Source organism: Streptococcus australis (assembly GCF_040226615.1).
Taxonomy (GTDB): Bacteria; Bacillota; Bacilli; order Lactobacillales; family Streptococcaceae; genus Streptococcus; species Streptococcus australis_E.
In genome coordinates, this window is record NZ_JBCOAT010000004.1 from 116,835 (window position 1) to 135,911 (window position 19,077).

General features: G+C 43.8%; 23 protein-coding genes and 2 tRNA genes. 22 read left to right on the forward strand and 3 right to left on the reverse strand.

What is annotated here, in order from left to right:
- The first annotated feature begins 8 nt into the window (after positions 1 to 8).
- The 16 genes from gtfA (at position 9) to rsmA (ending at position 12,154) form a co-directional block, all read left to right on the forward strand.
- A complete protein-coding gene (gtfA, locus tag ABT997_RS05310) occupies positions 9 to 1,523 on the forward strand; it encodes an accessory Sec system glycosyltransferase GtfA (RefSeq protein WP_350018922.1) in 1,515 nt (504 codons plus the stop codon).
- Positions 1,507 to 2,862, forward strand: a complete 1,356-nt coding sequence (gene gtfB, locus ABT997_RS05315; protein ID WP_350018923.1) for an accessory Sec system glycosylation chaperone GtfB — start codon at positions 1,507 to 1,509, stop codon at positions 2,860 to 2,862. The genes gtfA and gtfB overlap by 17 nt, the downstream gene beginning before the upstream one ends.
- Positions 2,855 to 3,043, forward strand: a complete 189-nt coding sequence (gene asp4 / locus ABT997_RS05320; protein ID WP_048715685.1) for an accessory Sec system protein Asp4 — start codon at positions 2,855 to 2,857, stop codon at positions 3,041 to 3,043. Before gtfB ends, asp4 begins: the two co-directional genes overlap by 8 nt.
- A gap of 1 nt (position 3,044) precedes the next feature.
- Entirely contained in the window at positions 3,045 to 3,269 is a 225-nt protein-coding gene (asp5, locus tag ABT997_RS05325) for an accessory Sec system protein Asp5 (protein WP_129269911.1), read from the forward strand.
- A 185-nt stretch (positions 3,270 to 3,454) separates the two neighbouring features.
- Positions 3,455 to 4,003 carry a carboxymuconolactone decarboxylase family protein gene (locus ABT997_RS05330; RefSeq protein WP_023024535.1) on the forward strand — a complete coding sequence of 183 codons (549 nt, stop codon included), beginning with the start codon at positions 3,455 to 3,457 and terminating at the stop codon, positions 4,001 to 4,003.
- Positions 4,004 to 4,145: 142 nt separating this feature from the next.
- Positions 4,146 to 5,063 carry a TDT family transporter gene (locus tag ABT997_RS05335; protein WP_350018924.1) on the forward strand — a complete coding sequence of 306 codons (918 nt, stop codon included), beginning with the start codon at positions 4,146 to 4,148 and terminating at the stop codon, positions 5,061 to 5,063.
- Positions 5,064 to 5,173: 110 nt separating this feature from the next.
- Complete coding sequence (locus ABT997_RS05340) at positions 5,174 to 5,869, forward strand: CPBP family intramembrane glutamic endopeptidase (protein ID WP_129822514.1); 696 nt, start codon at positions 5,174 to 5,176, stop codon at positions 5,867 to 5,869.
- Positions 5,870 to 5,975: 106 nt separating this feature from the next.
- Complete coding sequence (gene rnpA / locus ABT997_RS05345; protein ID WP_048690882.1) at positions 5,976 to 6,317, forward strand: ribonuclease P protein component; 342 nt, start codon at positions 5,976 to 5,978, stop codon at positions 6,315 to 6,317.
- A gap of 4 nt (positions 6,318 to 6,321) precedes the next feature.
- Positions 6,322 to 7,137: a YidC/Oxa1 family membrane protein insertase gene (locus ABT997_RS05350; RefSeq protein ID WP_048715693.1), complete on the forward strand. Its 816-nt coding sequence runs from the start codon at positions 6,322 to 6,324 to the stop codon at positions 7,135 to 7,137.
- A 15-nt stretch (positions 7,138 to 7,152) separates the two neighbouring features.
- Entirely contained in the window at positions 7,153 to 8,097 is a 945-nt protein-coding gene (gene jag, locus ABT997_RS05355) for an RNA-binding cell elongation regulator Jag/EloR (RefSeq protein ID WP_350018925.1), read from the forward strand.
- Positions 8,098 to 8,183: 86 nt separating this feature from the next.
- A complete protein-coding gene (locus ABT997_RS05360; RefSeq protein ID WP_048715697.1) occupies positions 8,184 to 8,828 on the forward strand; it encodes a hypothetical protein in 645 nt (214 codons plus the stop codon).
- Between the two features lie 146 nt (positions 8,829 to 8,974).
- Positions 8,975 to 9,109: a 50S ribosomal protein L34 gene (gene rpmH, locus ABT997_RS05365; RefSeq protein WP_003003086.1), complete on the forward strand. Its 135-nt coding sequence runs from the start codon at positions 8,975 to 8,977 to the stop codon at positions 9,107 to 9,109.
- A gap of 122 nt (positions 9,110 to 9,231) precedes the next feature.
- A complete protein-coding gene (locus ABT997_RS05370; protein ID WP_314369006.1) occupies positions 9,232 to 10,002 on the forward strand; it encodes a TatD family hydrolase in 771 nt (256 codons plus the stop codon).
- Entirely contained in the window at positions 9,974 to 10,558 is a 585-nt protein-coding gene (rnmV, locus tag ABT997_RS05375) for a ribonuclease M5 (protein ID WP_350018943.1), read from the forward strand. Before ABT997_RS05370 ends, rnmV begins: the two co-directional genes overlap by 29 nt.
- Before the next feature lie 20 nt (positions 10,559 to 10,578).
- On the forward strand, positions 10,579 to 11,205 hold the full coding sequence (locus ABT997_RS05380) for an immunity protein Imm33 domain-containing protein (protein ID WP_350018926.1): 627 nt from the start codon (positions 10,579 to 10,581) through the stop codon (positions 11,203 to 11,205).
- Positions 11,206 to 11,278: 73 nt separating this feature from the next.
- Positions 11,279 to 12,154 carry a 16S rRNA (adenine(1518)-N(6)/adenine(1519)-N(6))-dimethyltransferase RsmA gene (gene rsmA / locus ABT997_RS05385; protein WP_350018927.1) on the forward strand — a complete coding sequence of 292 codons (876 nt, stop codon included), beginning with the start codon at positions 11,279 to 11,281 and terminating at the stop codon, positions 12,152 to 12,154.
- 46 nt (positions 12,155 to 12,200) lie between these two features.
- Here the strand turns inward: rsmA and ABT997_RS05390 are convergent.
- The 3 genes from ABT997_RS05390 to ABT997_RS05400 all read right to left on the reverse strand — a co-directional run bounded on the left by ABT997_RS05390 (position 12,201) and on the right by ABT997_RS05400 (position 13,414).
- Positions 12,201 to 12,289: transfer RNA gene (locus tag ABT997_RS05390), tRNA-Ser, on the reverse strand.
- A 4-nt stretch (positions 12,290 to 12,293) separates the two neighbouring features.
- Positions 12,294 to 12,376: transfer RNA gene (locus ABT997_RS05395), tRNA-Leu, on the reverse strand.
- A 117-nt stretch (positions 12,377 to 12,493) separates the two neighbouring features.
- A complete protein-coding gene (locus ABT997_RS05400; RefSeq protein WP_154854419.1) occupies positions 12,494 to 13,414 on the reverse strand; it encodes a CPBP family intramembrane glutamic endopeptidase in 921 nt (306 codons plus the stop codon).
- Between the two features lie 330 nt (positions 13,415 to 13,744).
- Here ABT997_RS05400 and rsgA point away from each other — a divergent pair, with 330 nt between their 5' ends.
- From rsgA to purR, 6 genes are all read left to right on the forward strand, one after another.
- Positions 13,745 to 14,623, forward strand: coding sequence for a ribosome small subunit-dependent GTPase A (rsgA, locus tag ABT997_RS05405; protein WP_350018928.1), 879 nt, complete (start codon positions 13,745 to 13,747; stop codon positions 14,621 to 14,623).
- 15 nt (positions 14,624 to 14,638) lie between these two features.
- Positions 14,639 to 15,298 (forward strand): ribulose-phosphate 3-epimerase, encoded by a 660-nt coding sequence (gene rpe / locus ABT997_RS05410; protein ID WP_154854428.1) that lies wholly within the window; start codon positions 14,639 to 14,641, stop codon positions 15,296 to 15,298.
- On the forward strand, positions 15,258 to 15,923 hold the full coding sequence (locus tag ABT997_RS05415) for a thiamine diphosphokinase (protein ID WP_154854431.1): 666 nt from the start codon (positions 15,258 to 15,260) through the stop codon (positions 15,921 to 15,923). Before rpe ends, ABT997_RS05415 begins: the two co-directional genes overlap by 41 nt.
- A gap of 1 nt (position 15,924) precedes the next feature.
- Positions 15,925 to 17,181 (forward strand): DNA recombination protein RmuC, encoded by a 1,257-nt coding sequence (locus ABT997_RS05420; RefSeq protein ID WP_154854434.1) that lies wholly within the window; start codon positions 15,925 to 15,927, stop codon positions 17,179 to 17,181.
- The gene (locus ABT997_RS05425; protein ID WP_129269931.1) at positions 17,168 to 18,118 is read left to right on the forward strand and encodes a 3'-5' exoribonuclease YhaM family protein; all 951 of its coding nucleotides are present in this window, start codon (positions 17,168 to 17,170) and stop codon (positions 18,116 to 18,118) included. The genes ABT997_RS05420 and ABT997_RS05425 overlap by 14 nt, the downstream gene beginning before the upstream one ends.
- 129 nt (positions 18,119 to 18,247) lie before the next feature.
- A complete protein-coding gene (gene purR / locus ABT997_RS05430) occupies positions 18,248 to 19,072 on the forward strand; it encodes a pur operon repressor (RefSeq protein WP_048715719.1) in 825 nt (274 codons plus the stop codon).
- Positions 19,073 to 19,077: the final 5 nt, after the last annotated feature.

Sequence of the window (19,077 nt, forward strand, 5' to 3'; positions counted from 1 at the left end):
GAGGATTTATGACAGTATACAATATCAATCTTGGGATTGGATGGGCCAGTAGTGGCGTCGAGTATGCACAAGCCTATCGGGCCAAGTTGCTAAGACAGATCCAAGAACCTGCAAAATTTATTTTTATGGATATGATATTAGCAGACAATATTCAACACTTAACAGAGAATATTGGATTTAAAGACCATGAAATCATATGGATCTACACCCATTTTACGGATATCAAAATTGCACCAACCACTTATACGGTGGATCAAGTCCTGGCTAGGTTCGCTGGGAAGCCAACGCGAGAAGAGACCACAGGGAAGGTGAAGCGCTATTTCTATGAAGACCAAGACAGTTTTTTGACCTGCTATCTTCGGGACGAAAAGAGTCCCTATGTAGAGCGCTGTGAGTATGTTTCCAGAGGAATTCTAGTCAGAAAAGACTACTTTTCCTATACTCGCTACTGTACAGAGTACTTTATCCCTAAAAATAATCAAGCCGACTTGATTGAACGACGTTTCTACAATGAAGATGGAAGTGTGGCCTATCGGATGCAGTTGGCAGATGGTCAGGAGATTTACCGTTTTCCAGATCGTTATCTCCTGGGTCGGCAGGAATTGATCCGCTACTTTATGCAAAGTCTCAACTTGACCAAACAAGATCTGGTGATTTTGGATCGGGAGACTGACATCGGCCAACCTATTTTTGAAGAGGCCCAAAAAGCTCGTCTAGGAGTCGTGGTCCATGCGGAGCACTATAGTGTCAATCATACCGATGATCAATATATTTTGTGGAACAATTATTACGATTACCAATTTACCAATGCGGACAAGGTGGACTTCTTTATTGTCGCAACCGATCGGCAAAAGGAAGTTTTAGCAGCGCAGTTCGCCAAATATACCCCTCATGCTCCTGTTATTTACACCATTCCGGTAGGAAGTCTCGCCAGTCTACCGCAAAACGACTCTCGTAAACCTTTTTCTCTGATGACTGCTTCGCGTCTGGCGACAGAAAAACACATCGACTGGTTAGTTCGAGCAGTTGTCGAAGCAAAAAAAGAGCTACCGTCCCTTTCTTTTGATATTTATGGAAAAGGCGGAGAGGAAGGTAAGTTGCAATCACTGATTGAAGAGTTAGGAGCGACGGACTATATCCAGCTCAAAGGCCATATGGACTTGACCGATATTTACAAAGATTATGAAGTCTACCTTTCGGCTTCTACCAGTGAAGGCTTTGGCCTGACCTTGATGGAGGCCATTGGTTCTGGTCTTCCGATCATTGGCTTTGATGTGCCTTATGGCAATCAGAACTTTGTTAGAGATGGGGGAAATGGCTACCTGCTTCCGACTGAACCAGACCAGGTTGTGGACAGGATAGCGAGATCCTTTGCTGAAATGATCTGCTTGCTATACCAGAGCCAAAAGATGCCATCCATGCGTCAAGCATCTTATGCGCGTGCAGAAGATTTTCTAACCAGTAAGGTTGAAAAATCTTGGTCTCAATTGATTGAGGAGGTGACCCATGCTGAACGTATTTGATCAGTTTTCGCGTGAAAGCCAAGATCTGCTCTATTCTTTACAGAGAGCAGGTTACACGCATCCAACGATCGTCTTGGAACCGAATGGCTTTTTACCTGATGGAGTAGAGTCGCCCTTTCTTTACTTTTTAGGTCAACCGACAGGTGAAAAACGGGGGCGTTTCTTTAACGAAATTTTAGTCCCTGATTTTTGGGAAATCACTGGTGATGCATCTGGTGGACGGATTTCCTACTACGGCCAAGAAAAAGCACGCATCTATTACCAAGATGCTACTCATAAACGAATCGTCGAACGGGTAGAGTGGTTCCATCAAGAGGGACAAGTAAGCACAGTGGATCACTATGATCAATACGGTCGAAAAATAGCGGTGACCACTTGTGATGGCCAGGGCAATCCCTTGTTAACCACCTACTTTGAAGAAGAGATGGAACGCCTAACAGAAAATCATCAAACAGGTGATCTGATTTTGACGCTGGATCATGAGCCCATGCGGATTTTCAAAAATCGACTAGCTTTCTACGTCTTTTATGTCCAATGCCGAGGATTTGCTCTAGATCAAGTGCTCTTCAATACGCTGGCTCAGTCTTTTGCTTTGAGTTTGCAACTTGGCAAAATGGGACTGGTAGGCCGGGATGTCTTGGTTTGGCAAGAGCCATTACAGGATAGTCTGCCAGGCAATATGCAACTGATCCTCAATAGCCCAGAGATACGGACGAAGAAGATTTTCATCCCTCAAAGGGAGACCTATCGCCGTGCCCTAGAGTTGGTATCACCAGAGCAAAAGGATTGTTTTGCCCCTCTTGGTTATATCTATGATTTTGCTGTCAAAGACGATATTCGTAAGGACGCTTTTGTATTAACAAATTCCGATCAGATTGAAGCCTTGCCTTATTTACTAGAGCACTTACCGGATGTGACCTTCCGAGTTGCTGCAGTGACAGAAATGTCTCCAGAACTCATGTCTCTGGTCCGCTACCCCAATTTGGTCTTGTATCAGAATATTAGCCAGAAACGGATCAAGGAGCTTCTTCACCAGTCCAGTATCTATCTAGATATCAATCATTTTGGGGAGGTACAGGGCATTGTTCGTAAGGCCTTTGAGCACCAACAGCTGATCCTAGGCTTTGAGCAGACCTTACATGACCCGCCTTATCTTGCTCAAGAAAATATCTTTAGGCAAGGAGAAAAAGACGAACTCGTGGCACGCATCAAAGAAGTTTATCAATCAATAGAGAACTACCGACACGCAGTTTCAAATCAAATTGCACAGTCTAACGCAATCGAACAGGAAGAGTTCCGTTCGAGATTCCAGGAAGGGATAGGTAATAGAGATGCCTGATCAGAAGAAGGACTTGTTCTATAAAGAAGTAGAAGGACGGATGAATGCGCTGAAGCGACGATCCGCAGAAAAAGAAAAAGCAACGCGCTCAGAAAACGTCAACCTGACTTTAAATGTCGTCATCGGCCTCGTTATCTTGTTGGGGGTGCTGCTCACCCTTTTCCGAGTGTTTGGAGGCTAAGATGGAAATGCTATTTGTGGTACTGATTTTTCTTTTATCGATCAGTCTAATCTTGTTGGTGATGTTTCAACCTCGTCAACAACAATCTCTGTCAACAGATGCGACCAGTAACTTAGGGAAGCCAAGTTATTGGCTAGCCCGTCGAGGGATCAAGCTAGCGACGCTGATCGTTAGTGTCCTCTTCTTCTTAACCTTGTTTATCTATCTGCTCCTTGCACGGGTTTAGAAGGATAGGAAGGACCTTCTTCTTGAAGTAGCGACTTTGAATGAGAGCAGAAGTGGGATCGGCATGTCTCAATCTTTTCTTCCTGGTGATAACTATTTTTTATGGAAGGTATATGAAATATATATTTTTCAAGCTTCCGTTTCTATGATAGACTAAGTGTCACCAAAAGAAAAAGAGGTACATTTATGACAACATTCCAGATTCATACAGTTGAGACAGCACCGGAAGAGGTAAAAGAGGTTCTTGAAACCGTTCAAAAAGATAATAACGGCTACATTCCGAATCTCATCGGTCTTTTAGCAAATGCACCGACAGCTTTGGAAGCTTATCGTACAGTCGGTGCGATTAACCGCCGCAACAGTTTGACACCAGTTGAACGTGAAGTGGTCCAAATCACTGCAGCGGTGACCAATGGTTGTGCCTTCTGTGTGGCAGGTCATACAGCCTTTTCGATCAAGCAAATCCAAATGAACGATGACCTTCTTCAAGCCCTGCGCAATCGTACTCCAATCGAAACTGATCCGAAGTTGGACACCTTGGCTAAATTCACCCTAGCAGTGATCAATACCAAGGGGCGCGTTGGAGATGAAGCCTTAGCTGAATTTTTGGAAGCAGGTTATAGTCACCAAAATGCTTTGGATGTGGTGCTAGGTGTGAGTCTAGCTAGCCTCTGTAACTATGCCAATAACCTAGCCAACACACCCATCAACCCAGAATTGCAACCCTACGCTTAACCAAAAAAGCTTGTGCGTGACATGATGGAGTTGAGCTTAACAATAAGGAAATGAGAAGTAGCTTTTATGCCTACTTCTTTTTTTGATATGCTTCCCCCTCTTTTATGGTATACTGAAAGCGATAAAATGATTGGAGATCAAGATGAAAAAGATTCCTTTAGCATTTTCAGGCTGCCTGTTAGGTTTAGCAGGGGCTGGAAACCTTCTGTCTGATACCTTCCCAGTTCTGGCTCATTTCTTCAGTTTGACGGGTTTGATCCTATGGGTTTTCTTTTTATGTCACCATCTGATCTACTGGCAAGAAACCAAGATCGAACTACAAGAACCAGCCCTTCTATCTGGGATGGCGACCTTTCCCATGGCTGGGATGATTCTATCGACTTATCTCTTACGACTCTTTCCGACATTTGGAGGACTCGCTCAGGCAGTTTGGTGGACTGCTTTCCTCTTAGATTGTGGCTTGATCTTCTACTTTACCAAGACCCATATATTGGCTAAACCAAGAGCCAATGCCACCCCTAGTTGGACCGTCCTTTATGTGGGGATTGCTGTTGCCGCCTTGACTTACCCAGTGGTAGGAGTGGTTGAGCTGGCCTATCTGACTCTTGGATTTGGCTTTGTCTTAACCTTGATTCTTTATCCCCTGATCTACCAGGGGTTGAAAACCAGCCCTTTACCGAGCCACTTATTGGGACAAGAAGGCATCTATTGTGCCCCCTTTTCTCTACTGCTAGCAGCTCTGGTTCGTGTGGGTGGAGCCAGTCTACCTGTTTGGCTGTTATCCATCATGGTCGGACTCTCTCAAACTTTTTATTTCTTCGTTTTAACGCGCCTACCTAAAATGATAAAAGAGGGCTTTCAACCAGCCTTTTCAGCTTTAACCTTCCCCACGGTCATCACAGCTACCTCCCTGAAAATGGCCCAAGGCCTATTGCACAGTTCTCTGTTAAGGCCCCTTTTCTGGTTAGAGACCATTCTGTGCCTAGCCATTCTTGTATCCGTGCTTGTAGGCTTTGTGACTTACAGAAAAGGGGAGAACGAGTATTCCAATAGAAACTAGAGGTCAGAGACGGTTGTCTCGACCTTTTTTGGTTTACTTTCTAATTGAATCCTAGGAATGATTATGGTAAGATGCAATAAATCATTTTTAATCTCCTTCGAAAGGAATGTATGAAATTTATAAAGACAAAGGCCAAGCTCTTTTATCCACTTTTACTACTGGTTTTCTATATCTTGGTTCGGCCACAATTTCGCGAGTTGGCCCAACTAGTCAGCAACCAAGTCGGCCAAGCCCTTAGCTATTTTTGGACCCTTCTCTTTTTAGAGGCAGGTTATTTGATGCTTGTTTTTTCATTGGTAAAGAAGTATAGTCCACGTACGGTCTTTCAGTGGGCGAAGAAGAAACAATTCCTTCCCGCTATCTACGCAACTATATTCTCCAGCTGTGCCATCTACTGGCTGGACTATTTTCTCAGTGGGTTCACCAAAGGACGTCAAGCTATTTATCACTCTTTTCCGGTAACCTTGGAAGCCTTAGGCTCTCTCATCCTTTTTGTCCTAGTGGTCATCATCCGACCGATGACCGTGGAATTGATCTTTCGTGGAGCACTCGTCCAAGCCTATTTTAAAAAATGGCCCTTCTATGCAAGTGTATGGGCGCCAGCTCTTATCTATAGTGGACTTCAATTACTTCACCATCCTTTTACTGTTTTGAGTTTTTTGATCTATACCATCCCCGCCCTGATGTTTGGATTATTGAATGAAAAGACGGGCTCCTTGTATTATCCTATCCTTGCTCATATCGGGCTGAACTTCATTTATAGCTTACCCATCATCTTATCAACCATCCAGCATCTCTTCTCCTAGTCGTTGTGACGGCACTGGTGGAGGCTTCAAACCAAGGGCCAGAAGGTCGTTGGTTTTTTTTGAAATTATGGTATAATAGAATAAATTTAAAAGAGGGAGTGGGAGTTTGAGAAAAAGCTATCGTGTCAAGCGAGAAAAAGATTTCAATGCCATTTTTAAAAGCGGCAAGAATTGTGCAAATAGAAAATTTGTCATCTACCGTTTGCCACAAGAGCAGCCCCATTTCCGTGTCGGCTTATCCGTGAGTAAAAAACTAGGAAATGCTGTGACACGCAACCGAATCAAGCGCTTGATTCGTCATGTTTTAATGAAGCACCAGGATCATCTTGTGGCAGATGATTTTGTTGTGATTGCTCGAAAGGGAGTTGAAGAACTGGATTTTGATCAGGTCGAAAAAAATCTAGTCCATGTATTAAAATTAGCGCAAGTCTATCGTCAGGAAAGGTAATTACGTGAAAAAGAAACTAAAAGTAGCTAGCTTACTCGGAGGGGCCCTCCTTTTATTAACAGCCTGTGGAACGTCTGAAGTGACTTCCCAATCATCAGGAGTTTGGGAAAAATTCGTTTACTTCTTTGCAGAAGTCATTCGTTTCCTTTCTATTGGGGGAAACATCGGAGTCGGGATTATCCTCTTCACTCTCTTGATTCGGACCATTCTCTTGCCAGTTTTCCAATACCAAATGACCTCCTCGCGCAAAATGCAGGAGATTCAGCCACTTGTAAAAGAAATCCAGGCCAAGTATCCTGGGAAGGATTTGGAAAGCCGCACTCGCATGTCAGAAGAAATGCGGGCCCTCTACAAAGAAAAAGGTGTCAAGACTTCCTCTGCCTTCTTGCCATTGCTTGTACAAATGCCAGTCTTGATGGCCTTGTTCCAAGCCTTGAGTCGGGTAGAATTCCTAAAAGTCGGTCATTTTCTTTGGTTGGATATGAGCGCAACAGACCCAACCTTTATTTTGCCAGTTTTGGCAGCCGTCTTCACCTTCTTTAGCACCTGGTTGAGCAACAAAGCCATGCCAGAAAAAAATGGTGGAATGACAGCCATGATGTATGCGATGCCCGTGATGATTTTCTTCTTCGCTATGTACTCAGCCAGCGGGGTTGCTCTCTACTGGGTAGTTTCCAATGCTTACCAAGTTGGGCAAACTTACCTATTGAACAATCCATTTAAGATTATTGCGGCGCGTGAAGCAGAGCAACAGGCAATCAAAGATCTAGAAAAACAAAAACGACGTGCATTTAATAAAGCACAGAAAAAGAAAAACTAAGAAGGAGTTTGACAGATGGTCCAATATACAGGAGTCAATGTTGAAGAAGCCATTCAAAATGGTTTGAAAGAATTAGATATCCCGCGCATGAAAGCACATATTACTGTCGTTTCTCGTGAAAAGAAAGGGTTCCTTGGTCTCTTTGGTAAGAAGCCAGCTGTGGTAGACATCGAACCGATTGCAGAAACTACGGTTACAAAAGCTAATCAACAAGCTGTTAAGGGAGTTCCTGAGGAAATAAATGTTCAAAACGAACCTGTCAAGAGTGTCAGTGAAGAGACTGTTGATTTGGGTCGTGTGGTGGCTGCGATTAAAAAAGTTGAAGAAGAAGGCCAAGAAGTTTCGGAAGAGGTGAAGGCTGAGATTCTTAAACATGAGAAGGCTCCTGAAACCATTCTTGAAGAACAAGGTCATGGGGAGATTCTCGATTCAAGTCCTAAAGAAGCTGAGTCACGCCAAACGTCTGATTTTGCTGATTTGGGCATTGAAGTAGAAGAAAGCTATGACATCGAAAAGGTTGTTTCTGATGTCACTTCCTATGTTCAAACAGTAATTGATGAAATGGATGTAGAAGCTAGCATTTCAAGTAGCTACAACCGTCGAACCATCAATATGCAGATTGATACCAATGAGCCAGGTCGTGTCATTGGCTACCACGGGAAAGTTCTCAAGGCCCTTCAATTGTTGGCACAGAACTACCTTTACAATCAGTATTCTAAGAATTTCTACATTGCGATCAACGTTAATGATTATGTTGAACACCGTGCAGAAGTCCTTCAAAGCTATGCGCAAAAATTGGCAAGTCGTGCTCTAGAAGAAGGTCGAGCGCAACATACAGATCCAATGTCTAATAGTGAACGCAAGATCATCCACCGCATCGTATCGAAAATGGATGGAGTCACCAGCTATTCTGAAGGAGAAGAACCAAATCGTTACGTTGTCGTCGATATTGAAGGTTAATCTGCCGTCTAAAAAGGAAAATTTCAAAAGGGAGAGAGGGGTGTAAGCTTGCTCTCTCCTTTTCTATTTGGGAAAGGAAGACAAAAATGTATAGTAAGATGAGAGACTTTTTGAATTGTCAGGGGATCAAGTACCTAGCCCCTGCTAAAGCTGGTGAGGATGCAGAGCGAATGGTAGAGTATCGCGAGTTAGGGCAAGAAGCTCGGCAGGAATTCACCCACTTGGTCAGCGATTTTCAGAAGCTCTTTCCGCATTTAAAACAAGATCGGACCAGTCAGTGGATGAATCAAGCTCAAATTCTTCGCCCTCATTTTTGGGCTTATCTCCAAGGAGAGGGAGAGATAGCGGATCCGATGTTTGCCTTGCGACTTTATGGAGATGCGAAGGACTTTGGTGTGTCCCTGGAAGTAAGTTTTATCGAACGCAAGAAGGATGAGGAGAGTCTACAAAAGCAGAACCGCGTTTTAACTCTTCCGGTTTTTTCGCCAGTCTATTACTTCGCCCAAATAGAAGGTGTCAGTCAACGATTCCAAGGGACAGAAGCCAATCGCCAGAGACTTCTCAAAGGTGTGGAAACTGGCCAGGTCCGAAAGGTCTTGGTAAAAGTCGATGTCAATCTATCGCAAGCGACGAGTCGAGATGCCATTCTTGAGGAATTAAAAAAAGGAATGGCTAGCTTGCTTCCCTACTATGAAGCGACTCGTCAAAGGATAGAAGGAGATGCCCAATAAAAGCGGTATCATTGAACCTGCCCCAACAAATTTTTCATAGCTATTGACAAACAGACGTGAATCAGATAGAATAGTAAAGTATGTTTAGTAACTGATCACATTATAGCCGGCTAAACGAATACAAAATCTATGAGGAGGTATTCATCGTGAAACGTACTTATCAACCAAGTAAACTTCGTCGTGCGCGCAAACATGGTTTCCGTCACCGTATGGCAACTAAAAACGGTCGTCGCGTATTGGCAGCTCGTCGTCGTAAAGGACGCAAAGTTTTGGCTGCGTAATTCAGATAAAAAACTAAAAACCAGTAGAAACTCGAGACTACTGGTTTTTGTTTTGCCAAAAGTGTATTCAGCTAGGCTTTCTGTTATAATAGAGTGAGAAAAAATCGAAGAAAAGGATCCATATGCAAATTTTTGATACCCATACTCACCTCAACGTTGAAGAGTTTGCAGGGAGAGAAAAAGAGGAATTAGAACTAGCTAAAGAGCTGGGAGTCTTTGCCCACAATGTTGTTGGCTTTGACAAACCAACCATCGAACGAGCAATAGCCTTGGCCGACCAGTACCCGGAAGTTTATCTCACACTTGGTTGGCATCCTACCGAGGCAGGAGACTATAGTCCTAAGGTAGAGGCTTACCTACTGGAACAGTTGAAACATCCTAAAGTCGTCGCCTTAGGAGAAATCGGTCTGGACTATCACTGGATGACAGCACCAAAAGACGTTCAAGAAAAGGTTTTTCGTCGTCAGATCCAACTGTCCAAGGACTTGGACTTGCCTTTTGTAGTGCATACGCGTGATGCTCTTGAAGATACCTATGCCATTATCAAGAGTGAAGGAGTGGGTCCGCGCGGTGGGATCATGCATTCTTTCTCAGGAAGCTTAGAGGAAGCTAAGCGCTTCATGGATCTGGGAATGATGATCTCTTTTTCTGGAGTGGTCACGTTTAAGAAAGCAACAGATGTCCAAGAAGCCGCAGCTGGCCTTCCGCTCGATAAAATCTTGGTTGAGACAGATGCCCCTTATCTGGCGCCAGTTCCTAAGCGAGGCCGGGAAAATAAAACAGCCTACACCCGCTATGTAGTGGATCATATTGCAACACTACGTGGTTTGACGACAGAGGAAGTAGCTCAAGCCACCTATGACAATGCGAGAAAGGTATTTGGACTTGACTGAGAAAAGAAAAATACCAGAAGTGATTGTTGTTGAAGGCAAGGATGATACGGCCAATCTGAAACGCTATTATGAGGTGGATACCTATGAGACACGTGGATCCGCCATTAATCAAGATGACCTAGAACGAATTGCTACCTTGCAGGAGTTGCGTGGAGTCATAGTTTTTACGGATCCGGATTACAATGGGGAGCGCATTCGTAAGATCATCATGCAAGAAATTCCGCAGGCCAAGCATGCCTTTTTAAATCGTGGCGAAGCAGTACCCAAATCAAAAACCAAGGGCCGTTCCTTGGGAGTCGAGCATGCCAGCTTTGAAGACTTAGAAAAAGCCTTAGCGGGACTGGTGGCCTCCTATGAAGATGAGCATTTCTTTGATATTACCAAATCAGATCTGATGCGACTCGGCCTGCTGATGGGCAGTGAAAGTCGCAAACGGCGGGAATATCTAGGAGAAGCCTTGCGCATCGGCTACTGCAATGGCAAACAACTGCTCAAACGCTTGGAGTTGTTTGGGGTAACATTAGCGGAAGTTGAAGAAACGATGGCTAGTTATTAAAAAAGAGATAGAGGTAGAAGATGGGATTGTTCGACCTGTTTACAGATAAGAAAAAAGTGATAGGCTTTTCGTTAGAGAATGTTCAAGTGGAGCACCAAAAGAACCCGCGACATTTTTTGATTCCTAGTCAAGAAGAAATCGACCAATTGAAGCTTGGAGATCAGGTTCGCCTTATCTTTGTGCTGGATACCGTTTTGGAGAATGGGTGTCGAGCAGAGCGTATGTGGGTTGAACTGACTGAGATTCATGATGGAAAATTTAAAGGACGTTTAACCAATCAACCGGCTTATATTACCTCCATCCAGCTTGGAGATGAGCTGGAATTTGCCCAGAAACATATCGCAAGCCTGATGGTTCCTCCGCTGAATCTTGATACGCAAAAAGGGGCCATGATTACCAAGGATTGCTTCCTACGACGTGAGATTAATTGGGCGATTCACGATGTACCTCATCATCCACAAGATAGTGGTTGGCAATTCTTTACAGGCTTTGAGTCTCAGGAAGATTTGGACGATCCATCTAAGATCACCATTATCAGTCTTGAAGAGGCCTTGGAAATAGAGCCCTTGTTGGAAACCGTCTTAGATAAGAACGGGGAAGCTTATGTCTACCAAGCGGAGCAGAATGCCTTTGTGGAAGACTGTTAGGCTAGCTTGTAGAGAAACACAAGAGAGATAGAGTGATTATTTCTTACACTAAATGGATTAGAAAAGAGAAAAAATGAGAATTGCAGATTATAGCGTGACAAAGGCAGTGCTAGAGCGTCACGGTTTTACCTTTAAAAAATCCTTCGGTCAGAACTTCTTGACTGATACCAACATCCTTCAAAAGATTGTGGATACGGCTGAGATTGATAAGCAGGTCAATGTCATCGAAATCGGTCCTGGAATTGGAGCTCTCACTGAGTTTTTGGCAGAAAATGCCGCAGAAGTGATGGCCTTTGAGATTGATGACCGCTTGGTTCCTATCTTAGCGGATACCTTGCGGGATTTTGACAATGTCACGGTTGTCAATCAAGACATCCTCAAGGTAGACCTCAACCAGTACATCGCAGAGTTCAAAAATCCAGACCTTCCGATCAAGGTGGTGGCCAACCTTCCTTACTACATCACGACTCCCATCCTCATGCACTTGATCGAGTCTAAAATTCCTTTCCAAGAATTTGTGGTCATGATGCAAAAAGAGGTGGCAGACCGCATCTCAGCCGAACCTAATACTAAGGCTTATGGGTCTTTGTCCATTGCAGTCCAATACTATATGACTGCTAAGGTAGCCTTTATCGTGCCTCGCACCGTCTTTGTGCCAGCGCCAAACGTCGATTCTGCCATCCTCAAGATGGTGCGTCGCCCAGAACCAGCAGTGGCAGTCAAGGATGAAGATTTCTTCTTCTCTGTCAGCAAGGCCAGTTTTGTCCACCGCCGCAAGACTCTTTGGAACAACTTGACCAGTCGCTTTGGCAAGACCGAAGAAATCAAAGACAAACTAGAAGCTGGGATCCAAGCTGCAGGCCTGCAACCTTCTGTACGAGGAGAAGCCCTTAGCTTAGAAGACTTCGCCCGCTTGGCAGACGGTCTTCTAGAAGCCGGGATCAAATAATAGAAAAGACATGAGATATGAAGCTCATGTCTTTTTGAGTGATGGAAGGAAAGGACGGGATTTGAACCCGCGCGTGAAGAAAATCCACTTGCCGGATTTCGAGTCCGGTGCTGTACCGAGCTGAGCCACCTTTCCAAGATGCGGAGAAAGGGATTTGAACCCTCACGCCCGAAGGGGCACATGCGCCTGAAGCATGCGTGTCTGCCGTTCCACCACCTCCGCATAGTTCTATTATACTCTTTTTAAAAGAAATGCCAAGAAAAAATAGCATGTTTTTTTATCGAACCTATAGAGGAAATAGAAAAAGGCTGGGAAAATCCAGCCTTTTCTTTCTTTTACTTATTCATAACTCAGTTGAGGATAGAGTTCTTCTTGTTCTGCAGAGGTATCTTTGAGAATAAAGATGGCCCATAAGAGAGCAAGGAGAAAGACGACTAAGCCAGGGATCCCGCCTTCAGGTCCAAACTCACCACCTGTGATAAAGGTCCGGTTTGAAGTCGTGAAGTACATCAGAGAGGATTCACTATCAAAGCCACTGACATGGAAGCCGTAGACATTGCCCATAATGAAGTTCCAGGCGAAGTGGAAGCCACAAGGTCCCCAGATATTTCCTCTCTTTAAGGCATAGACAGCTGTGAAGAGACCGAAAACGAAGAGGTGAACCGTTGAGAGCCAAGAAGCTCCGTTGTTGTTCAAGTGGAAGTAGGAGAACATGGTAGAAGAAATGAGGATAGCTAAGTAAGCATTCTTATGATAAGAAATAATCGGAATCAACCAACCACGGATATAAATTTCTTCTGCTGCCGTTTGAAAAATATAGCCAATCAGAACCAAGATCCAAGATACGAGGAAAGGAAGACTAAATTGAATGCGATCGAAACGAACATCACCAGTAATAAAGAAGACGATTAATACCGTGGTAATCATAATGGCGCCGACCAAGACCCCCTTAGCGAATTCGGACAGTCCATTTCCTTTGGAAAAGCCCATGGTCCGAACCGGTCGTTTTTCAATAAGTTTCACCCAGAGGAAGAAGGCGATGATGGTATAGAGGAAGGACAAAAGATCTAGAATATTCCACCAGTCGGGAATCCAACTTTGTTTGTTCAAAAAGAAGTTTGTGGAAGCAGTACTAATCGGAGACATGTACTGGGTGATGTAATAGAGAATAAAGGGAGCTAAAAACCAAGGGGTTAAGAACTTCCCTTTCCTTACATTAGAAACGAGAGGGTTACTCTTAGAAAGAAATGAAAAACTCATAAAGGACCTCCTTATAACTGGCAGGGATTAGTAAGAAAGTCAGAAATCAGGCACCAAAAAGAGGGCTTCTTTCATTACTAATCAGGTAGCTTCGTCAAGAAATGTATCAGTCTCCGTCACTTCCTTTCTATAAAATGGTTTGTGCTTCCCACAAGAGGCATATATATTATGTCCTTCTCCTCTATTATAAACCTATCTGAAAACGTTTACAACCTTTTGTCTGCATCTTGCTCAAAAAAACTGAATGGACTTCTTTTTCATCCCCAAGTAAGCAAGCGCTATCGTATATTTTTTGATATAATAGTAGTATTAACTTTAAAGGAGTGCTAGTTGCAAGGAACGATTGTTAAAGCCTTGGCCGGTTTTTATTATGTGGAGTGCGAGGGGGAAATATACCAAACACGCGCCCGAGGAAATTTCCGGAAAAAGGGACAAACTCCCTATGTTGGAGACAAAGTAGAATTTTCAGCAGAAGAAAATTCGGAGGGCTACATTTTAAAAATATTCCCGCGAAAGAATAGCTTAGTCCGTCCACCGATTGTTAATATTGATCAGGCTGTTGTCATCATGTCTGCCAAAGAGCCCGATTTTAATGTTAATTTATTGGACCGCTTTTTGGTCCTCTTGGAGCAAAAGGCGATTCATCCGGTTGTTTATATTTCAAAAATGGACTTACTAGAAGATCCAGCTGAGATGCTTCCTTTCCAGGAAGTCTACCGCCAAATGGGCTATGACTTTGTCACGGACAAGGAAGAGCTCTTGCCTCTCTTGAAGGATCAGGTGACGGTATTTATGGGCCAAACAGGAGTGGGGAAATCAACCCTCTTGAATATTTTGGCTCCGGAGTTGGAGTTAGAGACAGGAGAAATTTCCGATAGTCTTGGACGAGGCCGCCATACGACGAGAGCTGTCAGTTTCTATGATCTCAATGGGGGCAAAATTGCGGATACCCCTGGCTTTTCCTCTTTAGATTATGAAGTCGATAATGCGGAAGATCTGAATCATGCTTTTCCAGATATCGCCAAGGTAAGTCAGGATTGCAAGTTCCGTACTTGTACCCACACACATGAACCATCCTGTGCCGTCAAGCCTGCTGTTGAGGAAGGAATTATAGCTTCCTTCCGCTTTGAGAATTACTTACAGTTTTTGAGTGAGATCGAAAATAGACGAGAAACCTATAAAAAAGTATCGAAAAAATTACCCAAATAAGGAGATCTGAAGAATATGAAAATAAACAAATTAGCCCCTTCTATTTTGAGTGCAGATTATGCAAATTTTGAAAGTGAATTGAAAAAATTAGAAGCATCTGGTGCGGAGTACGCTCACATCGATGTGATGGACGGCCACTTTGTGCCTAATATCAGCTTTGGAGCTGGTGTAGTTGCTAGTATGCGTCCTCACAGCAAGCTAGTGTTTGACTGCCACTTGATGGTTACCAATCCTGAGCAACATATTGAAGAGTTTGCGCGTGCCGGGGCAGATATCATTAGCATTCATGTAGAAGCGACTCCACACATCCATGGTGCTCTTCAAAAAATTCGTTTGGCAGGTGTGAAACCAAGTGTGGTCATCAATCCAGGAACCCCTGTTGAAAGTATCCAACACATCTTGAACTTGGTAGACCAAGTACTTGTTATGACTGTCAACCCAGGATTTGGTGGGCAAGCCTTCCTGCCAGAAACCATGGATAAGGTTCGTCAATTGGTTCAATTGCGTAAAGAAAAAGGCTTGGATTTCGATATTGAAGTCGATGGGGGAATTGACGACAAGACGATTCACGCTGCGAAAGAAGCAGGAGCAAACGTCTTTGTAGCAGGTTCCTATGTGTTTAATGGAGATGTGAATGAAAGAGTTCAAACCCTTCGAGCAGCCATCCAAGACTAAGGTTGCCATTGTAGCTGGAGGCCGAGTGGAAGCCATTCCGCTAGACTTGGATGTTTATGTCGGGGTGGATGCAGGCTGCCTTTTCCTTTTAGAGCAAGGACTGGAACTATCTTTAGCAGTTGGAGATTTTGACTCTGTCGAGCCAGAAGAATTCCAGAGTATTCAATCTGCGGCTCATGAATTACGGACTTCGGTAGCAGAAAAAAATGATACGGATCTGGAATTGGCGATTAAGGAAGTATTAGCAGGTTGGCCTCAGGCGGATATTCTAATCTTTGGAGCCTTTGGTGGTCGCCTGGATCACCACTTGGCCAGCGTTTTTTTGCCCAGCAATCCAGAGATTGGTCCTTTTATGTCGCAACTGTGCTTGATGGACCAACAAAATTATCTCTGCTATCGTCCAGCAGGTCGCCATACCATTCAGCCTATAGCAGGCTATACCTATGTAGCTTTTATGCCAGTTGAGGGAGCTTCCATCCAGATTGAAGGAGCCAAGTATCCCTTAAATCCGACCAATTATTTTAAAAAAGCAATTTATGGTTCCAACGAGTTTAGCAATCAGCCGATTACCGTAACCCTTGATCGAGGCTATGCCCTTATCATTTATAGCAAGGATGGGAAATAAGATGGAATTAATCCTTTTTGTATTAGGAGTGGGAAATCTGGTCTTGCTCTTCTTGCTCTACCAGCAACGGGCAACGGATAACAAACAGGTCCGTGACTTACTAGAAGATCAGGAAGATCATCTTTCGGATCAGCTGGATTACCGATTTGAGAGAGAACGACAAGCTCAGCAAATCACTGGCCAGCAGATAGAGATGGCGATCAGTGACCGTCTAATGGAATTACGGACAGAAATGCATCAGCAAACGACTGCTTTACGAGCAGAACTTGCTGAGAACTTCACTAAAAACCGTGACAAAACGGACGAGCGGATGCAACAGATTCAAGCTTCCAATGATTTGCGGTTGGAGCAGATGCGTCAAACGGTCGAAGAAAAGCTAGAAAAAACTTTGCATAGTCGTCTCCAAACCTCCTTTGAGACGGTCTCCAAACAATTGGAATCGGTCAATAAAGGCCTTGGGGAAATGCAGACGGTCGCTAGAGATGTGGGAAGTCTCAATAAGGTCCTCTCCAATACCAAAACCCGTGGGATTATGGGAGAACTCCAACTGGGCCAGATTATCGAAGATATCCTAACTCCCGCCCAATACGAGAGAGAGTTTGTAACAGTTCCCAACTCCAGCGAACGCGTCGAGTATGCCATCAAGATGCCTGGTCAGGTCAGAGGGGAATATGTCTATCTGCCAATCGACTCTAAATTTCCTCTGGAGGGTTATTACCGACTGGAAGAAGCCTATGAAGGTGGAGAGAAAGAGGAGATTGAGCGGTGTCGCAAGCTCCTATTGGCTAGTATCAAACAATTTGCCAAGGACATTCATCAAAAATACCTCTATCCGCCTGCCACTACTAATTTTGGGATCCTCTTTTTACCGACGGAAGGCCTCTATTCAGAAGTGGTCCGCGACCCAGCCTTCTTTGATCGCCTCCGAAGAGAGGAACAGATCGTCGTCGCTGGTCCAAGCACGCTTTCGGCCTTGTTAAATTCCCTATCGGTTGGATTTAAGACTCTTAATATTCAACGAAGCGCAGATGATATTAGTAAGGTCCTTGCTTCCGTCAAGACAGAGTTCCAAAAATTTGGAGGCGTTTTAGAAAAGACCCAACGGCAGTTGAAGCATGCTTCTGGCAACATCGATGAACTCTTAAACCGGAGAACAAATGCTATCGAGCGTACACTCCGAAACATTGAAACGTCAGAGAATCTAGATATAGCAAGCCTATTGAATTTAGAAGATGGAGAAGATGATGGTCAAAATTAATCAAATGAAAAAAGACGAATTATTTGAAGGCTTCTACCTCATTAAGTCAGCAGATGTTCGTCAGACACGGGCTGGAAAGAACTATCTTGCCTTTGTCTTCCAAGATGAGACAGGCACGATTGAAGGAAAATTGTGGGATGCTCAGCCACATAATGTGGAGCAGTTCCAAGCTGGTCGCGTCGTTCATATGAGCGGCCGCCGGGAGGTTTATAATAATACGCCCCAGGTCAATCAATTAACCTTGCGGTTGCCTCAAAGCGGGGAACCGTCTAACCCAGCAGACTTTAAAGAAAAACCTCCAGTGAATCCAGTCGATTTGAAAGATTACCTGTCGGGGATGATTTTCAAAATAGAAAATCCGGTTTGGCAACGTGTGGTGAGGGCGCTCTACAGCAAGTACGACAAAGAGTTCTACTCTTATCCTGCGGCCAAAACCAACCACCATGCCTTTGAGACAGGCTTAGCTTATCACACAGCCACTATGGTCCGTTTGGCTGAGAGCATCTCTCAAGTTTATCCTCAATTAAACCAAAGTCTTCTCTATGCCGGGATCATGCTCCATGATCTTGCCAAGGTACTGGAACTCTCAGGCCCTGAAAATACGGAATATACGGTTCGAGGAAACCTCATCGGGCACATTGCTCTGATCGATGAAGAAATTACCAAGGTCTTACAAGAGTTGAAGATTGATGATCAAAAAGAAGATGTGATCGTGTTGCGACATGTGATTTTGAGTCACCATGGTTTACTAGAATATGGTAGTCCGGTTCGTCCAAAAATCATGGAAGCGGAGATCATCCATATGATTGATAACCTAGATGCAGAAATGATGATGATGACTTCTGCCTTGGCTTTAGTGGGCCCTGGTGAAATGACCAATAAGATTTTTGCCTTGGATAACCGCTCCTTCTATAAGCCGAATTTAAAAGATTCCTAATAAACAGGAGCCAAAAAGGTCACTCTAAGTTTGTTAGTAAAAAAACCAAAAACGAATGTTGTGAGACTAACAACGTTCGTTTTTTGGTATAATATGGTATAATACAATAAAAAACTATGTGGAGAGAAAATGAAGCTAAGAAGAAGTGAGCGGATGGTTGTGATCTCGAATTACTTGATTAATCATCCCTACGAATTGACGAGTTTAAATACATTTGCCGAAAAATACGAATCTGCCAAATCATCTATTTCTGAGGACATTGTCATTATTAAACGGGCCTTTGAAGAAATGGAAATTGGAAGCATTGAAACTCTTACCGGTGCAGGTGGAGGGGTCATCTTTACACCATCGATTTCGGATGCAGATTCAAAAGAAATCGTCCAAAATTTGTGCGATCAACTGTCAGAAAGTAACCGGATTTTACCAGGTGGTTATATCTACCTTTCGGATTTGCTAAGTGATCCAAAAATCTTAAATAATATTGGGCGCATTATTGCCAAGGCCTTCCGAGATCAAAAAATCGATGCAGTCATGACGGTGGCCACTAAGGGTGTCCCATTAGCAAACGCGGTAGCCAATGTCTTAAATGTTCCTTTTGTCATTGTACGACGCGATTTGAAAATTACAGAAGGCTCAACGGTCAGTGTCAACTACGTATCTGGTTCCAGTGGCGATCGGATTGAGAAAATGTTCCTATCCAAACGTAGTTTGAAAGCTGGAAGCCGTGTCCTGATTGTCGATGATTTCCTTAAAGGAGGGGGAACTATCAGTGGGATGGTTAGTCTCTTGGCTGAGTTCGATTCAGAGTTGGCAGGAGTCGCTATTTTTGCGGACAATGCTTCGGCTAGAAGTAAAGATTTATTCGATCACAAGTCACTTTTACGTGTGACCAACATTGATGTAGCAGAAAATAAAATTGATGTAGAAATCGGAAATATTTTCGATAAGAACTAAGTCTG